The 16,119-nt window shown below is 67.0% G+C and carries 18 protein-coding genes, 1 tRNA gene and 1 pseudogene; 13 read left to right on the top strand and 7 right to left on the bottom strand.

The genetic code is table 11. The features are described 5' to 3' along the window. Nucleotides 1-36 precede the first annotated feature (36 nt). The 11 genes from ACFWU2_RS14930 to ACFWU2_RS14880 all read left to right on the top strand — a co-directional run bounded on the left by ACFWU2_RS14930 (nucleotide 37) and on the right by ACFWU2_RS14880 (nucleotide 9,150). On the top strand, nucleotides 37-726 hold the full coding sequence (locus ACFWU2_RS14930; protein WP_378607455.1) for an HAD-IA family hydrolase: 690 nt from the start codon (nucleotides 37-39) through the stop codon (nucleotides 724-726). Beyond that, nucleotides 716-1,186, top strand: a complete 471-nt coding sequence (locus ACFWU2_RS14925) for a low molecular weight protein-tyrosine-phosphatase (RefSeq protein WP_378607452.1) — start codon at nucleotides 716-718, stop codon at nucleotides 1,184-1,186. Before ACFWU2_RS14930 ends, ACFWU2_RS14925 begins: the two co-directional genes overlap by 11 nt. A 28-nt stretch (nucleotides 1,187-1,214) precedes the next feature. Then, nucleotides 1,215-2,165, top strand: coding sequence for an SURF1 family protein (locus ACFWU2_RS14920; protein ID WP_378607449.1), 951 nt, complete (start codon nucleotides 1,215-1,217; stop codon nucleotides 2,163-2,165). Nucleotides 2,166-2,229: 64 nt separating this feature from the next. Next, nucleotides 2,230-2,586: a DUF5655 domain-containing protein gene (locus ACFWU2_RS14915; protein ID WP_378607446.1), complete on the top strand. Its 357-nt coding sequence runs from the start codon at nucleotides 2,230-2,232 to the stop codon at nucleotides 2,584-2,586. 162 nt (nucleotides 2,587-2,748) lie between these two features. Then, a complete protein-coding gene (locus ACFWU2_RS14910) occupies nucleotides 2,749-4,392 on the top strand; it encodes an ABC transporter substrate-binding protein (protein WP_378607443.1) in 1,644 nt (547 codons plus the stop codon). Between the two features lie 3 nt (nucleotides 4,393-4,395). Further along, nucleotides 4,396-5,391, top strand: coding sequence for an ABC transporter permease (locus ACFWU2_RS14905; protein WP_378607440.1), 996 nt, complete (start codon nucleotides 4,396-4,398; stop codon nucleotides 5,389-5,391). Continuing rightward, entirely contained in the window at nucleotides 5,388-7,079 is a 1,692-nt protein-coding gene (locus tag ACFWU2_RS14900; protein WP_378607437.1) for a dipeptide/oligopeptide/nickel ABC transporter permease/ATP-binding protein, read from the top strand. The genes ACFWU2_RS14905 and ACFWU2_RS14900 overlap by 4 nt, the downstream gene beginning before the upstream one ends. Beyond that, nucleotides 7,076-7,837: an ABC transporter ATP-binding protein gene (locus ACFWU2_RS14895; protein ID WP_378607434.1), complete on the top strand. Its 762-nt coding sequence runs from the start codon at nucleotides 7,076-7,078 to the stop codon at nucleotides 7,835-7,837. Before ACFWU2_RS14900 ends, ACFWU2_RS14895 begins: the two co-directional genes overlap by 4 nt. A 39-nt stretch (nucleotides 7,838-7,876) precedes the next feature. Beyond that, a complete protein-coding gene (locus ACFWU2_RS14890; RefSeq protein ID WP_378607431.1) occupies nucleotides 7,877-8,383 on the top strand; it encodes a hypothetical protein in 507 nt (168 codons plus the stop codon). A gap of 88 nt (nucleotides 8,384-8,471) precedes the next feature. Further along, nucleotides 8,472-8,897: a hypothetical protein gene (locus ACFWU2_RS14885; protein ID WP_378607428.1), complete on the top strand. Its 426-nt coding sequence runs from the start codon at nucleotides 8,472-8,474 to the stop codon at nucleotides 8,895-8,897. Between the two features lie 40 nt (nucleotides 8,898-8,937). Then, a complete protein-coding gene (locus ACFWU2_RS14880; protein ID WP_378607425.1) occupies nucleotides 8,938-9,150 on the top strand; it encodes a DUF4287 domain-containing protein in 213 nt (70 codons plus the stop codon). Between the two features lie 18 nt (nucleotides 9,151-9,168). Here ACFWU2_RS14880 and ACFWU2_RS14875 read toward each other — a convergent pair whose 3' ends face one another. The 3 genes from ACFWU2_RS14875 to ACFWU2_RS14865 all read right to left on the bottom strand — a co-directional run bounded on the left by ACFWU2_RS14875 (nucleotide 9,169) and on the right by ACFWU2_RS14865 (nucleotide 10,763). Continuing rightward, entirely contained in the window at nucleotides 9,169-9,843 is a 675-nt protein-coding gene (locus tag ACFWU2_RS14875) for a hypothetical protein (RefSeq protein ID WP_378607423.1), read from the bottom strand. Beyond that, the gene (locus tag ACFWU2_RS14870) at nucleotides 9,840-10,475 is read right to left on the bottom strand and encodes a hypothetical protein (RefSeq protein ID WP_378607420.1); all 636 of its coding nucleotides are present in this window, start codon (nucleotides 10,473-10,475) and stop codon (nucleotides 9,840-9,842) included. The genes ACFWU2_RS14875 and ACFWU2_RS14870 overlap by 4 nt, the downstream gene beginning before the upstream one ends. Before the next feature lie 132 nt (nucleotides 10,476-10,607). Then, entirely contained in the window at nucleotides 10,608-10,763 is a 156-nt protein-coding gene (locus ACFWU2_RS14865; RefSeq protein WP_378607417.1) for a hypothetical protein, read from the bottom strand. 46 nt (nucleotides 10,764-10,809) lie between these two features. On the opposite strand from ACFWU2_RS14865, the pseudogene ACFWU2_RS14860 reads away from it, so the two are divergent. Further along, nucleotides 10,810-11,411, top strand: a pseudogene (locus tag ACFWU2_RS14860) (peptidase dimerization domain-containing protein); the annotation flags it as partial. 8 nt (nucleotides 11,412-11,419) lie between these two features. Here the strand turns inward: ACFWU2_RS14860 and ACFWU2_RS14855 are convergent. From ACFWU2_RS14855 to ACFWU2_RS14840, 4 genes are all read right to left on the bottom strand, one after another. Further along, nucleotides 11,420-11,629: a hypothetical protein gene (locus ACFWU2_RS14855; RefSeq protein ID WP_378607414.1), complete on the bottom strand. Its 210-nt coding sequence runs from the start codon at nucleotides 11,627-11,629 to the stop codon at nucleotides 11,420-11,422. 177 nt (nucleotides 11,630-11,806) lie between these two features. After that, nucleotides 11,807-11,881 (bottom strand) — tRNA-Val (locus ACFWU2_RS14850). Nucleotides 11,882-11,914: 33 nt separating this feature from the next. Further along, nucleotides 11,915-12,379: a peroxiredoxin gene (locus tag ACFWU2_RS14845; RefSeq protein ID WP_378607411.1), complete on the bottom strand. Its 465-nt coding sequence runs from the start codon at nucleotides 12,377-12,379 to the stop codon at nucleotides 11,915-11,917. A gap of 35 nt (nucleotides 12,380-12,414) precedes the next feature. Continuing rightward, entirely contained in the window at nucleotides 12,415-12,837 is a 423-nt protein-coding gene (locus ACFWU2_RS14840; RefSeq protein WP_378607408.1) for a DUF3052 domain-containing protein, read from the bottom strand. A 371-nt stretch (nucleotides 12,838-13,208) separates the two neighbouring features. On the opposite strand from ACFWU2_RS14840, the gene aceE reads away from it, so the two are divergent. Next, nucleotides 13,209-16,058 carry a pyruvate dehydrogenase (acetyl-transferring), homodimeric type gene (aceE, locus tag ACFWU2_RS14835; protein WP_378607405.1) on the top strand — a complete coding sequence of 950 codons (2,850 nt, stop codon included), beginning with the start codon at nucleotides 13,209-13,211 and terminating at the stop codon, nucleotides 16,056-16,058. Nucleotides 16,059-16,119 lie beyond the last annotated feature (61 nt).

Below are 16,119 nucleotides of genomic sequence, written 5' to 3'. Positions count from 1 at the left end.
GCGGCGCGGTGTGCCCGAACCGAGGACAATGGATACGTGACCCTTCTCGTCGAACCACAGCCACTGCTCCTGCCCGCCCCGGTTGTCCTCTTCGACCTCGACGGAACACTCACAGACTCCGCGACCGGCGTGATCAACGGATTTCGCCACGCGGCCGACACCGTCGAATTCGCCCTCCCCACGGGCAACCTCCACCGGTTGCTGGGTCCGCCCATGCGCGACAGCCTGCTCGCACTCGGGCTCGACGAGGACCGGATTGCCGCAGGGATCGCGGCATACCGGGAGTACTACTCGGCGACCGGCTGGGCCGAGAACGCGGTGTTCGACGGTATCGAACCCCTGCTCGACGCCGTGCGCGCCGCAGGTAGCCGGCTTGCGGTCGCGACATCGAAGTCGGAGTCCTTCGCCGAACGCATCCTCGATCACTTCGGGCTCACTCCGTACTTCGAGTTCATCGGCGGGGCGAGCGACGACGGAACGCGGCGCGCGAAGTCCGATGTCGTCGCGCACAGCCTCGAAGCCCTCGGTATCCGGCCGGTGGAAGCAGGGACCACGGGCGTGGTGATGGTCGGTGATCGTGAGCACGACATCCACGGCGCGGGACGCTGGGGCATACCGACGGTCTTCGTCGAATGGGGTTACGGCGACGCCACCGAGGCACAGGCCGCCGCCCGCATCGCGACCAGTGTCGACGAACTGCGCGAGGTGCTCACGGGTGGCCGCTGACGACGTGCTCCACGTGACGTTCGTGTGCACCGGCAACATCTGCCGGTCTCCGATGGCCGAGAAGATCTTCGCCGAGCACGTGCGCCGCGAAGGACTCGGCGATCGGGTGCGGGTGAGCAGCGCCGGCACCCACGGCTGGCACGTCGGCTCCGAGGCCGACCCGCGGACGAACGCGGTGCTCCAGCGACACGGGTATCCGACCGGACATGTCGCGGCGGAACTCGGACCGTCGCATCTTTCGGCAGACCTGGTGGTGTCGATGACCACTCATCACGATCGGGCGGTGGCACACCTGGGTGTCCCGGCGGAGCGGCGCGTCCTGCTGCGATCGCTGGACCCGGACGCCGACGGCGATTCGGTGCCCGATCCGTACTACGGCGGACTCCCCGAGTTCGAGCAGGTCCGCGACCAGATCGAGGGTGCGATTCCGGCGCTGCTCGACTGGGTGCGGCAGCAGTGAGACCTACCTCACCGTCTACCGTGGACACGTGCGCCGATTGACGTTTCTCCTCCGTCCCAGCTGGCTGGTCCTGGCCGTGGTGGTCGGCGGCTTCGCCTACGCGTGCTTCACCGTCCTCGCCCCGTGGCAGCTGGGCAAGAACACGAGCACCGAGGAACGTAACGATCGTCTCGCCGCGTCCATGTCCGAGGATCCGGTGCCGGTCGGCGACCTTCTCGCCGGCCCCGGTCCGACGGTGGACGACGAGTGGCGACGGGTCGTGGCTCAGGGTTCGTATCTTCCCGACTCCGACGTGCTCGTGCGGCTGCGCAACATCGACGGCCGTCCCGCCTACGAAGTCCTCACTCCGTTCGAGTTCGACGACGGGCGGATGATCCTCGTCAACCGTGGTTTCGTCCGCCCGGTGCAGGGCACCGCGGTGCCCGACGTCCCGCCCGCACCGGCCGGAGAGGTCTCCCTCGACGCTCGGATCCGGATGTCGGAGGGCACCGTGGACGGCAAGGACCCGTTCACCGACGCGGGATATCAGCAGGTCTACTTCATCGACGCCCCGCAGGTCGCGCAGGTCACCGGGCTTCCACTCGAGGACGTGTACCTCCAGCTCGACGACGGTCAGCCCGGCGGACTCGGCACCATTCCCTTGCCGCAGCTCGACGCCGGCCCCTACCTCTCCTACGGTCTCCAGTGGCTCGCGTTCGGCATCATGGCGCCGCTCGGTCTCGGCTACTTCGTGTGGGCCGAGCTCCGCGAACGCCGGAAGGCGAAGGCGGCGAAGATCGCCGGGCCGGCTGCCGACGCCTCGGACACCGTGAAGTCGGACAGCCGGAGTTCGGATATCCGTACGTCGGAAAACACTGGGCTCGCCGACGATGCTGCCGACACCGTGCCCGCCGGCACCGCACCGGCCGACGCGCCGGCTCCTGCGACGCCGCGGTCTCGTGAGGACAAGCTCGCCGACCGTTACGGACGGTCCCGGTGACGGACTGGTCCGACCGCACGTCTGCCGACCGCACGTCTGCCGACCGACCTTCCGAGGAGCCCTGATGTACGCCACGGTCGACGACTACCTGGCGGACAAGGACCCGGCCGCAGTCGAGGCGTTCCTGAGGTTCCGCACCATGGTTCTCGCCCTCGGTGACGACATCGAGGAACGCGTCCACGCGTCGGAGATCTCGTGGTCCCGCGGCCGCACATTCGCTGCCGCATTCGTGTACGCCTCGAAGCTCGAAGTCGCCCTCGATCTGCCGCGGCGGGTCCACCACGCGGCTCTCCGTGAGGCGTTCCCGACCGGCCCGATCACCACCCATCGTCTGAGTCTCACGACGGCCGCCGGGTTCGACGACCATCTGGCCGCACTCCTGCGCGAGGCCTACGACACGGCCGCGACACCCCGCCCCTAGCCGCACCGTCCGATCTCCGGAGACAACACAACCGCCCCCTCACACGAGGGGGCGGTTGCCTTTTATGCCCGGATCTAGATTAAGGTAGCCTTACCGCACTAAGGATTGCCTTACCTCGGGTCGTGCGGCCGTGTACTTCCCTTCAGCAGAATGTGAACTCAGTTGACGCGCACACTCCGGCGTTCTCACGCCCTGCCCCTCGTTCTCGCGCCGGCACTTCTCGTTGCAGCATGCGGCGGGTCGGGCGACACGACGGACTCGGCTTCCGGACCCTCGACCGCCCGGTCGCTGACCATCGCCGCATCCAAGGACTCCGGGCCCCTCAACATCTTCGCGGGCCAGACGGACCAGATGACCGAGCTGATCTACGACAAGCTCCTGTCGCCGTCCCCGTACGTGTCCGACCCGCAGCCGTGGCTGGCCACCGACGTCCGCCAGGTCAGCGCGACCACCTGGGAGGTCGACCTCCGCGACGACGTCACCTGGCACGACGGTGAGGCCTTCACGGCGGACGACGTCGTCTTCAGCTTCCACTACATGCACGCCGCCCCCACCGGTCGCTACACCCACCACGTCAACGACACGCCGTCCATCTCCACGGTCGACGCCGTGGACGAGAACTCGGTCCGCTTCGTGTGCGACTACTCGTGCCCCGAACTGGGCCCCGTCACACTCGCGGACCTGCCGATCATCCCCGAGCACGTGTGGTCGAAGGTCGACCCCGCCGAGGCCAAGGCGGTCACCGACCTCCCGATCGGCACCGGCCCGTTCGTGCTCGTCGACTACAGCCCCACCAGCGGGTACCGCTTCGAGGCGAACGCGGACTACTTCGCAGGCACCCCGACCGTCGACGAACTCGTCATGCCGGTCATCGAAGACATCGCCGCCGCATTCACCGCGCTCAGCTCCGGCCAGATCGACGCCGCCGACCGTGCGCTCACACCCGAACTCGTCGACCGGTTCACCGCGTCGAACGACATCGGCGTCATCACCGTCGCGCCGCTGAGCTACCCGGAACTCAAATTGAACTTCACCCGGGAACCGTTCGCGCAGGCCGACTTCCGCGCGGCACTGAACCTCGCGGTCGATCGCGACCAGTTGCTCGACGTCGTCGGCCTCGGTCAGGGCCGTCCCGGCACACAGGGCTACGTCCATCCGGACGCGCCGTTCGCCGACCCCGACGCGTCGACCCCTTACGACACCGAGCAAGCCACGGCACTGCTCGACCGGCTCGGCTGGACCGACCGTGACGGCGACGGCACCCGGGAGAACCCCGCCGGCGAACCGGCGACCTTCACCATGGCCGTCAACGGTGGCAACGCACCGCAGGTCCGCGCCGCCGAACTGCTCGTAGAGGACTTCGCCGAGATCGGCATCGCCGCCGCGGTGACTCCGCTCGACTCCGGGTCGTTCTCCGACGCGTCGTCCAAGAAGACCTACGACATGATGGTCACCACGAACAGCCCACACGCAGTGGCCGATTCGACGCAGTTCATCATGTCGCACCGCTCCGGCAACCTGTGGAAGCACCCGGACATCGCCTACCCGGAGTTCGACGCCCTGTACGACGCGTGGAAGGCCACCGAGACCAACGACGCGCGCATCGCCGCCATGCAGGACATGCAGAAGCTGTTCAACCGCCAGCCGACCGCCATCGCCCTGTACTACCCGGACGAGTACTGGGCTTTCCGCGCCGACACGTTCGGTGGATGGATCGAAACCCCGGGTTACGGCATCGTCCACAAGTGGTCGTTCCTGCCGGCGGACGTCGTCGAGGCAGCCAACGCACAAGCGCCGCAGGACTGACCCATGACCGTCGTGCGTCGAGCAGGGCAATACGCGCTCGTGTTGTGGGCGGCGGTGACGCTGAACTTCGCGTTGCCCTACTTGGCGCCCGGCGATCCCGTCGAATACCTCTACGGAGGCGACCAGCAGGCCCTCGATCCGAAATACATCGCGCAGATGCGCGCCGAGTACGGACTCGACCGGCCGATCCTCGAGCAATACCTCTCGTTCTGGTCCGGTCTGCTGCACGGAGATCTCGGAATCTCCGTGCAGCACAACCGGCCCGTGGTCGACGTTCTGTGGGACAAGCTGCCCTGGACGATCGCGCTGGTGGGTATCGGCACCCTCTTGGCGTTCCTCATCGGCACCCTGCTCGGAGCCTGGGCGGCCTGGCGCCGCGGCACCGGTAAGGAAACCGGCACCGTCGTCGGCATTCTCGTTCTCGATTCGATGCCCGGTTTCTTCATCGGAATGATCCTCATCGCGGTGTTCTCCGTGACCCTCGGCTGGTTCCCGTCCTACGGGGCAGCGGCCATCACCTCCACCGGCGGGGAATGGTTGCTCGAAGTCGCCTCACGCATGGCGCTTCCCGTCGCCACGCTCACGATCGCCGGTATCGGCGGGTTCTTCCTCATGACCCGGGCGTCGATGGTCGGGGTGCTCGACGAACCGTTCGTGCGCCTCGCCCGCGCGAAAGGGGCGAGCGAATTCCGCGTCGCCGTCGGACACGCCCTGCGCAACGCACTGCTGCCCGTCTACACCACCCTCACGCTCACCGTGGGAGTCCTGCTGTCCGGTGCGGTCGTCGTCGAATCCGTCTTCGCCTATCCCGGTCTCGGCAAACTCACCTTCGACGCGGTCACCGCACGGGACTATCCCCTGCTCCAGGGCGCATTCCTGCTCGCCACGGTCGGCATCGTCGCCGCGAACGTCGTCGCCGACCTGACGTATCCCCTGCTCGATCCCCGGGTCCGTCGCGACCGGACCTCCGCCACGATTCACGAAGAGGTGACCGTGTGAGCATCATCGGCACGAAGACACGGTCGCAGCGACTCGCAACGGCCGGGGCGGTAATCCTCGGAATCCTGCTGCTGTGCGCGCTGGCCGCGCCGTGGCTCTCCCCCTTCGACCCGGCTGAGCGCGCGACACGGCCGTTCGCGTCGCCGTCCTCGCAGCACTGGCTCGGCGCCGACGACGTCGGGCACGACCTGCTGTCGATGCTGCTTCACGGCGCTCGTGTCTCCCTGTTCGTCGGTGTCGTCGCCGCGACCGTCGCCACCGCGATCGGCACGATCGTCGGTGTCGTCGCCGGCTATGCGCGCGGCGCCCTCGACACCGTCCTCATGCGCGCCGTCGACGTCGTGCTGTCCCTCCCGGTGTTGCCGCTGACGATTGTGATCGGTGTGTTCGCCGGTCCGGGCCTTCGCACCCAGATCATGGTCATCTCCGCTGTCCTCTGGGCCGGCATGGCCCGTGAACTGCGCGCACAGGTACTCACCCTGCGCGAGCGCGATCACATCCAGGCCGAGCGAGCGATGGGTGCAAGCGCGGGTTATGTGCTCCGCCGCCACATCGCACCCGGGATACTCCCCCTCGTCGTTCCGCAATTCGTCCTCGCCGTCAAGACCGCGATCCTGCTCGAGGCCTCGCTGTCGTTCCTCGGGCTCGGCGACATCTCGGCGGCCAGCTGGGGAGCCATGCTGTCGATGGCCCACTCCCGCAACGCATTCCTCACCGATGCGTGGCTGTGGTGGGTCCTTCCCCCCGGCATCGCGATCGCGGTCACGGTGCTCGGGTTCGCACTGCTCGGCAACGCCATCGAAGAGCGGACACGACCGATCCTTCTACCGCGCAAAGCCTCTCGCCGGTCGCGTCTCCGTGCGGCTGCCCCCGAGACCGTCACCGACGACGTGCAACGCCCCCTGGTCGTCGACAACCTCACCGTCCGCTACGGCGCGGCCGGACGCGGTGCCACCGGCGTGTCGTTCTCGATCGCACCCGGCGAGCTGCTCGGTCTGGTCGGCGAATCCGGCAGCGGAAAGTCGACCGTCGCCGCTGCCGCAGTGGGCTTGCTGCCGCCCGCGGCACGCATCGTGTCCGGACGTGTGCTCGTGTCCGGACGGGACGTCGCGGCCATGACGCCCGCGGAATTGCGCTCCATGCGTGGCAACCGCATCGCTCTCGTTCCGCAGGAGGCTCTCAGCGCGCTGAACCCGGTGATGACAATCGGTTCTCAACTGGACGAGGCCGTCAGGGCACACCGTTCCTGCAGTCGCGCCGACGCGCGGGCACGCTCGCTCGACCTGCTGGCCCAGGTGGGTCTCGGTGCCGATCGGGCCGACGCCTACCCGCATCAACTGTCCGGGGGCATGCGCCAGCGTGTCGTCATCGCGATGGCATTGGCGAACGATCCGGACGTTCTGATCGCCGACGAGCCCACCAGCGGCCTCGACGTGCTCCGCGAAGCGGAAGTGCTCGCACTGCTCGACGACCTGCGGACCCGGCACTCGCTGGCGCTGCTGGTCGTCACCCACAACCTTCCGGTCATCGAGCGGATCGCCGACCGTATCGCGGTGATGAGGGACGGGGAACTGGTGGAGATCGGCCCGGTCGCGCAGATCACCGGAGCACCCGAGCATCCCTACACCCGGCACCTCGTCGAGTCCGCTCCCCGGCTCCGCCCCGCGCTGCTCGAGGCCGCACGGTGAGCCCGCTGCTCGATATCCGGTCGCTGTCCGTGGCGTTCGACGGTGTGCCCGCCGTGTCGGACGTGTCCCTGCGGGTCACGGCGGGTGAATCCGTCGCCCTGGTGGGCGGTTCCGGTGCCGGAAAGTCCACGGTGGCGCGGGCGGTGGCCGGGCTGGTCACCCCGACAGCGGGCAGCATCGTATTCGACGGTATCGACGTGACGACTGCTCGCGGACGGCAACGACGCCAGGTGCGCCGCGACATGCACATGGTCTTCCAGGACCCGTACGCGTCGCTGCCACCCGGATTGCGGGTCAGGGACATCGTCGCCGAACCCCTGGTGATCCACGGACTCGGTGACCGTACCGAGCGGCGGGATGCGGCAGTCGCCGCTCTCGACGCCGTGCACCTGACTCCGACGACTCGTTATCTGGACCGTTTTCCTCACGAACTGTCCGGCGGCCAGCGCCAGCGCGTGGCATTCGCGCGGGCACTGGTGACGCGCCCGCGCCTCCTGCTCGCCGACGAACCGACCAGCGGCCTCGACGCGTCGCTGCGCATCGGGATCGTGGACCTGATGGCCGAACTCGCCGCCGACACCGGTCTCGCCGTCGTTCACATCACGCACGATCTCGCGCTCGCCGAACGTAGCTGCGAGAACATCGTCGTCATGCAGGGCGGCCGTGTCGTCGAAACCGGCCGCGCGAGCGAGGTTCTCGCCCGTCCCCGACACGCCTACACCGCGGCACTCGTCGCCGCGGCGTCCGGCGCCCGCTGACCGAACATCGAAAACAGTGTCAACACAGGAGGATCGATCATGTCTGCAGTGCTCGAGGTCGTCGACAGCGGAACCGTCATCGGTTTCGGTGTCGACGACATCATGAAATACCACGGCCCGGGTTTTCCCGGTGGCGTCGCGCACGCCGTCAAGGTACTCGAGCGTGCCCTGCCGGTTCTGAGCCCTGATGCACCGGCCGAGCGCCGCGAGATCTCGGCCGTCACCGCACACCGCGGTCCCGGGGTGCGCGACACGTTCGAGATCGTCACCCGTGGCGTCACCGAGGGCCGCTTCACCGTGGACCCGGCACTCGAACGCCCCGAGCGCGGAGAGACTCTCGAGCGGTACGTATTCGAACTCACCTACCGGGGAAAGACCGTCAGGCTCGAGATCCGCGAAGGGTTCGTCACCGACGAGTTCATCGCCCTCGGCCGCAAGGCCGACCGCACCGAGGCCGAGGACGAACGGCTGACGGTGCTCAAGCAGGAGATGGCAGACCGACTGCTCTCCGCGCCGGCGGACGAGGTCTACGACATCGTCGGGTAACCACACATCTAACCAAGCATGACGTGGCCCGCCATCCTTCGTCGGTGGCGGGCACGCTCATGTAGCGGGCGACCCGTACGGTGCACCCATGTCCCGTTTCTCACGCACGGCGCCGGTCCTGATCGCGGTGGCCGTGGCCTCGGCGCTGTCCTGGTTCGCGTGGCTCGGCTGGGAGACGGGCTACCGCGAACTGCCCGACGGCAGCGTGGAGGGGCCGTATTCGACCGTGCAGGTGATCGCATGCGCGGTGACGGTCGCGGCCGTCGTCGTCGCGGGATGCCTGGCTCTTCGTGGCTCGCGCGGCGGTGCTGCCGCGGTGATCGTCACCGCGACGGGCGCCTTCGCGGTGATGTGGGCGCTCGACGCGTCGTCCGACGACGCGAGCGGACTATGGGTCGTAGGCCTGGTGCTGCTGGTGCTCGGAACGACCGCGGGTTTGTCCGTGGTCGCGTTCCTCACTCTGCTGGTCCGGAGACGCCTGCTCCGCAACCGGTCCCGCACCGCAGGTGAGTGAACACCCCGCGGGGGTCCGACCGGACTGCTAGCTTTCGGACATGGGTGAGAAAGTGCAGGGTCCGGAGTCGTACTTTCCGTCGATCGAGAAGAAGTACGGCCGGCCGATCGCGGAGTGGAAAGAACTCATCCGCGCGTCGGATCTGAGCAAACATACCGAGTTGGTGAATTGGCTGAAGGCCGAACACGGTCTCGGTCACGGCCACGCCAATGCTCTTGTGGCGCATACCCGGAAAGAGGACGCCGCGAGCTGAACTCGCCGGTGACAGCGCTCAGGTGTTGTCGACCCAGCGCAGCAACGCGTACAGGAAGCGGGTCGCGCCCGGCATGAAATTGCTGCCGTGGTGGTACATCGGGTCCAGCGTGGTCGCGATGATCCGGCCGGGAGTGGTGACGGTGTCCTCGTACAGCATCATGCCCGCGTCACGCGGAACACCTTCGGAGTCAGGCTCTTCCGACACCAGCAGGGGGACCACGCCGGCGTCGGTGTTGTAGATGCCGTGGTGATGCCAGATGACGGCTTTGGTCGTGAGGTACTGCCAGGACTCGTGGTCGTGACTGCGGGTCCGGATCATCGGATCCTCTTTGGTCAGCCACCACCAGAAGTTCGTGGGTCGCGGTTCCCACGTCACACCGGGAAGCCACGTGTGGGCGCCGCTTTCACCGAGCGCGACCACGGTGCCGCCACGTTCGGCCACGGAATAGAACTGTGCCGCCTTCTTGGCGACCAGGTCCGGGTGCAGCCGGTCGCCCACGACGACGGTGTCGTAGCAGTCCAGATCGCCGGGCAGCAGTTCGGGAAGGTAGAGGAAGTCCGGCTGGTGGGCGAGCACTGCGGGATCCTTCATCGTCTGGAGGTGAAAGTACGTGCCCCCGTGGACGATGGCGAGCCTGCGGACGCGCTTGGGTGCGCGGTCGGTACGAGTGAAGGGTTCGACGATCGTCATCGCTGCACCAGCCAATCTACGAGCTGGACGGCCAGCCGTGAGGAACTGTTCGGGTCGTTCTTCCAGCCGAGGAGGTCGTTGCCGCCGTGGGCGAGAACCTGACCCTCCCCGAGTGGGTAGACGTAGTCGAACGGAAGCGCGTGTCGCCCGATGCGCGTCGTGACGAGGGCGTCGTCCGGGATCTTGTCGATATATCCACGGCCGTAGAATCCGGTCACACCCTTGCGGGTGCTCAGATCGACGGGTTCGACGCCGGCCCACACGGGATGCGGCTCGCCGAGTGTGATCGCCAGATCCTTCGGCCCGGTGTAGGCGAGCTTGCGCCATACCCCAAGTCCCGGAAGGAAATCCGTGAGCGCGTGGCCCATCACCGCGATGCGGCCGCCGGAGGTGACGAAGTCGGTGAGCAGACCCTTGTTGCGCGCGAGGAAGATCTGGTCGACGCCTCCACCGAGGATCAGTCCGGGCACCGCGGACAGGTCGATCTCGGGTAGGCGATAGATATCCACACGGGCCATGCGCGGATCGTCGCTGGGGCCCTCGGTGCCCATGGTGACGTGCAGGACGGGCGCGGTGACGGGAGCGTGCCCATCGGGAGGCAACGTGGCGGGTGAGCAATCGGCTTCTGGCACAGGACTCTTCCGGGTCGGAGAGCACACGGGGGCGCTCGGCGAGAGGTCGTTAGTAAGGCAAGCCTACATTAACCAATCGCTCCGGACTTCGTGCGGGTCATCCCATCGTCGCCGTCCCCCTGCCGACACCGTTCAGCGCCCGCCCAGCGGGCGGTACACCGGCTGCCACATCGCGTCCTGCACAGCCTGTACCAGGTTGTCGTGCTCGATCGTGGCCACCCCGTCCTGCGCGGCTTGCCCCGCGACGGCCACCGCGACCGTCGCCGACGACGCGCGGAGGTTCTCCACCGGTGGCAGGAGGGATGCCCCCGGCGGCGGCGGACCGACCTGACTCGCGCAGGCGATGGTCGACGACGGCCTGTTCGACCGGTTCCCGAAACCGGACGTCGTGCTCGGCCGGCACGTGTCGCCGCTACCGGCCGGCAAGATTGCGGGCCATCCGGGCCCGTCGTACGCCGGATCCGATTCTCTGCGTGTGCGACTGGTCGGCAGGGGCTCACGGTTCGATGCCCGAGTCATCGATCGACCCGATCGTGATGGCCGCCTCGACGGTGCTGCGCCTCCACACCATCATCTCGCGGGAGATACCGAGTACGGCGACGGCAGTGCTCACCGTCGGATCGATCCATTCCGGCGACGCGGCGAACGTGATCCCCGGTGAGGCGGAGGATCCAGTTGAACATCCGCAGCTACAGCGAGACGGTGCGTCGCCGCATCCTCGACAGTGTCGAGCGGATCGTGCGCGGCGAGGCCGCGACCGCGGGCGCTCCGGACGAGCCGACCATCACCGAGATCGAACGTTTCCCCGTCGTCACCAACGACAAGGCTGCGCTCGCGAAAACACTCGACACCTTCGCGGGATGGTTGGGAAAGGACAAGATTCTCGGTCCCGGAGCGGGCGCCGGAAGCGAAGACGTCGGAATCCTCGCGACGAGTGTAAGCCTCTAGTGCTTGAAGTGCTCGGTCGCGCGGGCGAGCAGGTGCTGCACTTCGCGGCGGTCAGCGGTCGCGAGCCGGGCGATGAGCTTCTCGGCGGCCTTGCCTGCGACCGTCGTGACGGTCCTGCCCTGCCACGAAATCATTACCTTGCGGTCCTTGGTGATGACGTGGCCGAAGACGTCTTCGGCGAAGCGATTGCGGGCGTCCTCGGGCATGAGCGGAGGCTATCTCGAGGTGACGGCGCGCAGGGCGCGCCGTCATCGGATGACTTGGTGACGTCGCCGCACCTATCCACGTCTCCATTTCGTGAAAGCACTGAAGGCCCGAGCCGGGCGAGCATGCTCGAACGGAGCAAGCAAAGGTCGGCAACAGGCCGTTCACCGCCTATTACATGGTGGGCGCGGAGGGTTTCGAACCCCCGACCGCTGGTGTGTAAAACCAGAGCTCTACCACTGAGCTACACGCCCGCATCGTCGGCGGCCGAAGCCGCCGACGTCGCATCAGGACTCTAGCGCGGCCAGCGCTCTCACCCAAGCTCCCTGGTCACGGGGCTCTCCGGGCTGGTTCTCTTCCGCGAATTGCACGATGCCGTCTTTGTCGATGACGAACGTGCCACGATTCGCGAAACCGAACTTTTCGTTGAACACCCCGTACGCCTGGGCGACTTCACCGTGCGGCCAGAAGTCGGACAGCAACGGGAAGAGGTACCCCTGCTCGGCCGCCCAGATCTTGTGCGTGGGCGACGGCCCGACCGACACCGCGAGGATCGCGGTGTCGTCGTTCTCGAAGGTCGGCAGGTCGTCGCGCACGGCGCACAACTCGCCCTGGCACACCCCGGTGAACGCGAGGGGGTAGAAGATCAGCAGGACGTTCTTCTTGCCCCGGTAATCCGCCAGGGAGACTTCCTGGTTGTTCTGATCCTTGAGGGTGAAGTCGGGCGCCTCGGTGCCCACTGCGATCGCCATGCGGTGCTGGTCCTTCGTTCGGTGGAAAGGCCGGTTCAGCGACGCGGACGGCCGGTCTTCGGCTGCACGAGACGGCTGCCGATCCAGTCCCCGAGGTTGGCCGCCGAGGTCTGGGTCAACCCGGCGGTGGTGGCGGATTCGGCGATCTCACTGGGCTCCACGTGGTCGATGCGACCGTTCTTCGGGGTGAGAACCCAGACGACACCGTCGTCGGCGAGCGGGCTGACGGCATCCATCAGGGTGTCCACCAGGTCGCCGTCGCTCTCGCGCCACCACAGCAGCACGACATCGACGACTTCGTCGGACTCTTCGTCGAGGAGCTCGGTTCCGGTGACCTCTTCGATCGCCGACCTCAGCTCGTCGTCGGTGTCCTCGTCCCACCCGAGTTCCTGCACCACATGGTCGTGAGTGATACCGAGCTTGGAAACGTAGTTCTTGGCATCCGCCGCGGCGACCACGGTGGCCCCTCCTAAAAGTAGTGGTGCGCGAATCACTTCGGCGTACCGGTGTGTGGCGATCAATGGTCAAAGCGAACATGGTCGGGAGGCTCAACGCAACTCGAATCGCTGGGAAAGACCAAGAATCTTTCCCCGGACGCTACGCCGAATCTTTCCCCGGACGCTACGCCGTCACCGTCGAACGCCTCGGCTGCGGGACCACCCCGAGCATTCTCTCGTCCCGATCAGAGGGCATCTCGCCTCTTCCGCCGCGGGATGGGGGAGAATGAGATGAGCATCATGTTCAGATGTCGATTGGGTCGGCCCCCACAAGAGCCGGCCTTCTGAATGGGCGCCCCACCTGCGCGTCCTACCACGATGAGGAGCAGACGTTGACAGACCTGATCCACGGACCCGACCCGCAGAAGGACGCCGCACCAGGCTCCGCGGGAACGGGCCCCTCGAACGAGACGGCTTCGACCAAGGACAACCGTGTCCGGGTCATCCGCGAGGGCGTGGCTTCCTACCTGCCCGACATCGACCCGGCAGAAACCGACGAATGGCTCGAATCGTTCGACGGCATGCTCGAGGCTGCGGGTCCGACCCGCGCCCGTTACCTGCTGCTCCGCATGCTCGAGCGCGCGAACGAGCGCAAGGTGTCGCTGCCGGCGTTGACCTCCACCGACTACGTCAACACCATTCCCACGGAAAACGAGCCGTGGTTCCCCGGTGACGAAGAGGTCGAGCGTCGCTTCCGCGCTTACATCCGCTGGAACGCGGCGATCATGGTCACGCGCGCGCAGCGACCCGGCGTCGGCGTCGGCGGGCACATCTCGACGTATGCGTCCTCCGCAGCCCTCTACGAGGTGGGTTTCAACCACTTCTTCCGCGGCAAGGATCACCCCGGCGGCGGCGACCAGGTCTTCATCCAGGGTCACGCGTCCCCCGGCATCTACGCCCGCGCGTATCTCGAAGGCCGGATTCCCGCGGAACAACTCGACGGGTTCCGCCAGGAACACAGCCACGCCGCGCAGGGCGGCGGCCTGCCGTCGTACCCGCATCCGCGTCTGCTCCCGAACTTCTGGGAATTCCCGACGGTATCGATGGGTCTCGGACCCATGAACGCCATCTACCAGGCCCGGTTCAACCACTACCTGGACGACCGCGGAATCAAGGACACCTCCGACCAGCACGTGTGGGCCTTCCTCGGTGACGGCGAGATGGACGAACCGGAGTCGCGGGGTCTCGCACACGTGGCGGCCACCGAAGGCCTCGACAACCTGACGTTCGTCATCAACTGCAACCTGCAGCGTCTCGACGGACCTGTCCGCGGCAACGGCAAGATCATCCAGGAACTCGAATCGTTCTTCCGCGGAGCCGGCTGGAACGTCATCAAGGTCGTGTGGGGCCGCGAGTGGGATGCCCTGCTGCACGCCGACAAGGACGGCGCCCTCGTCAACCTCATGAATGTCACGCCGGACGGTGACTACCAGACATACAAGGCGAACGACGGCGCGTTCGTCCGCGAGCATTTCTTCGGCCGTGACCCCCGCACCAAGGAACTGGTCAAGAACCTCACCGACCAGGAGATCTGGAACCTCAAGCGTGGCGGCCACGACTACCGCAAGATCCACGCCGCCTACCGCGCCGCGTTGGACCACAAGGGCCAGCCCACCGTGATCCTCGCCCACACCATCAAGGGCTACACCCTGGGTAAGCACTTCGAGGGCCGCAACGCGACCCACCAGATGAAGAAGCTCACGCTCGAGGACCTCAAGTACTTCCGCGACATCCAGCGCATCCCGATCTCGGACGCCGAGCTCGAGAAGAACCCGAAGATGCCGCCGTACTACCACCCCGGCTTCGACGCCCCCGAAATCGAGTACATGCTCGAGCGCCGGCGCGCTCTGGGCGGTTTCCTTCCGGAACGCCGCGCCACCGCCAAGCCTCTCGCGCTGCCCCCGGAGAAGACGTACGACGTCGTGCGTAAGGGCTCGGGCAAGCAGGAAGTCGCGACCACCATGGCCACGGTCCGCGTCCTCAAGGAACTGTTGCGCGACAAGGAGATCGGCAAGCGCATCGTGCCGATCATCCCGGACGAGGCCCGTACGTTCGGCATGGACTCGTGGTTCCCGTCGCTGAAGATCTACAACCGCAACGGCCAGCTCTACACCTCCGTCGACGCGGAACTGATGCTCGCCTACAAGGAGAGCGCCGCCGGCCAGATCCTGCACGAGGGCATCAACGAGGCCGGGTCGGTCGCGTCGTTCACGGCTGTCGGCACGTCCTATGCCACGCAGGGCGAGCCGATGATCCCCGTCTACATCTTCTATTCGATGTTCGGGTTCCAGCGCACCGGCGACGGCCTGTGGGCCGCGGCCGACCAGATGGCACGCGGATTCCTGCTCGGCGCGACCGCCGGCCGCACCACCCTCACCGGTGAGGGCCTGCAGCACGCCGACGGGCACTCGCTGTTGCTCGCCTCGAGCAACCCGGCCGCGGTGACGTACGACCCGGCGTTCTCGTACGAGATCGCGCACATCTTCCGCGACGGTCTGCGCCGGATGTACGGCGGGACCGACGGTGTCGACGGGTTCGGCGGTGAGAACATCTTCTACTACATCACCGTGTACAACGAGCCGTACGCACAGCCTGCCGAACCCGAAAACCTCGATGTCGAGGGCGTTCTCAAGGGTGTGTATCTGTACAAGCGGGGCGCCGAGTCGGGCCCGAAGGCGCAGATTCTCGTCTCCGGCGTGATCATGCCCGAGGCGTTGCGCGCTCAGCAGATGCTCGAAGAGGAGTGGGGTGTGTCCGCCGACGTCTGGTCGGTGACCTCGTGGGGCGAGCTTCGCCGCGACGGTGTCGAGTGCGACCGGCAGGCCCTGCTCGATCCGGGCCGGGAACCGAAGGTTCCGTACGTGGCGTCCGTGCTCAACGACGCCGCCGGACCGTTCGTCGCCGTGTCCGACTGGATGCGTGCGGTGCCCGATCAGATCCGCAAGTGGGTTCCGGGTGACTACACGGTGCTCGGTGCCGACGGGTTCGGTTTCTCCGACACCCGCCCGGCCGCACGCCGCGTGTTCAACATCGACGCCGAATCCACGGTGGTCGCGGTGCTCGAGGCGCTCGGGCGTGAGGGCACGATCGATCGTGCGCGGGCCGTCGAGGCGGCGAAGAAGTACCGGATCGACGACGTGACGGCAGCCCCCGAGCAGACCTCGGACCCGGGCGTCGCCTGAATCACGCCGTCACGTGCGGGTTCGGCCACGGTGACCGGGTGACAGCCGGGTAGGTTCGTTG

It is taken from the genome of Rhodococcus sp. NPDC058639, assembly GCF_042717545.1.
In the GTDB taxonomy this organism is placed as follows: domain Bacteria; phylum Actinomycetota; class Actinomycetes; order Mycobacteriales; family Mycobacteriaceae; genus Rhodococcus.
This window is presented reverse-complemented; position numbering and strand designations above follow the sequence as displayed.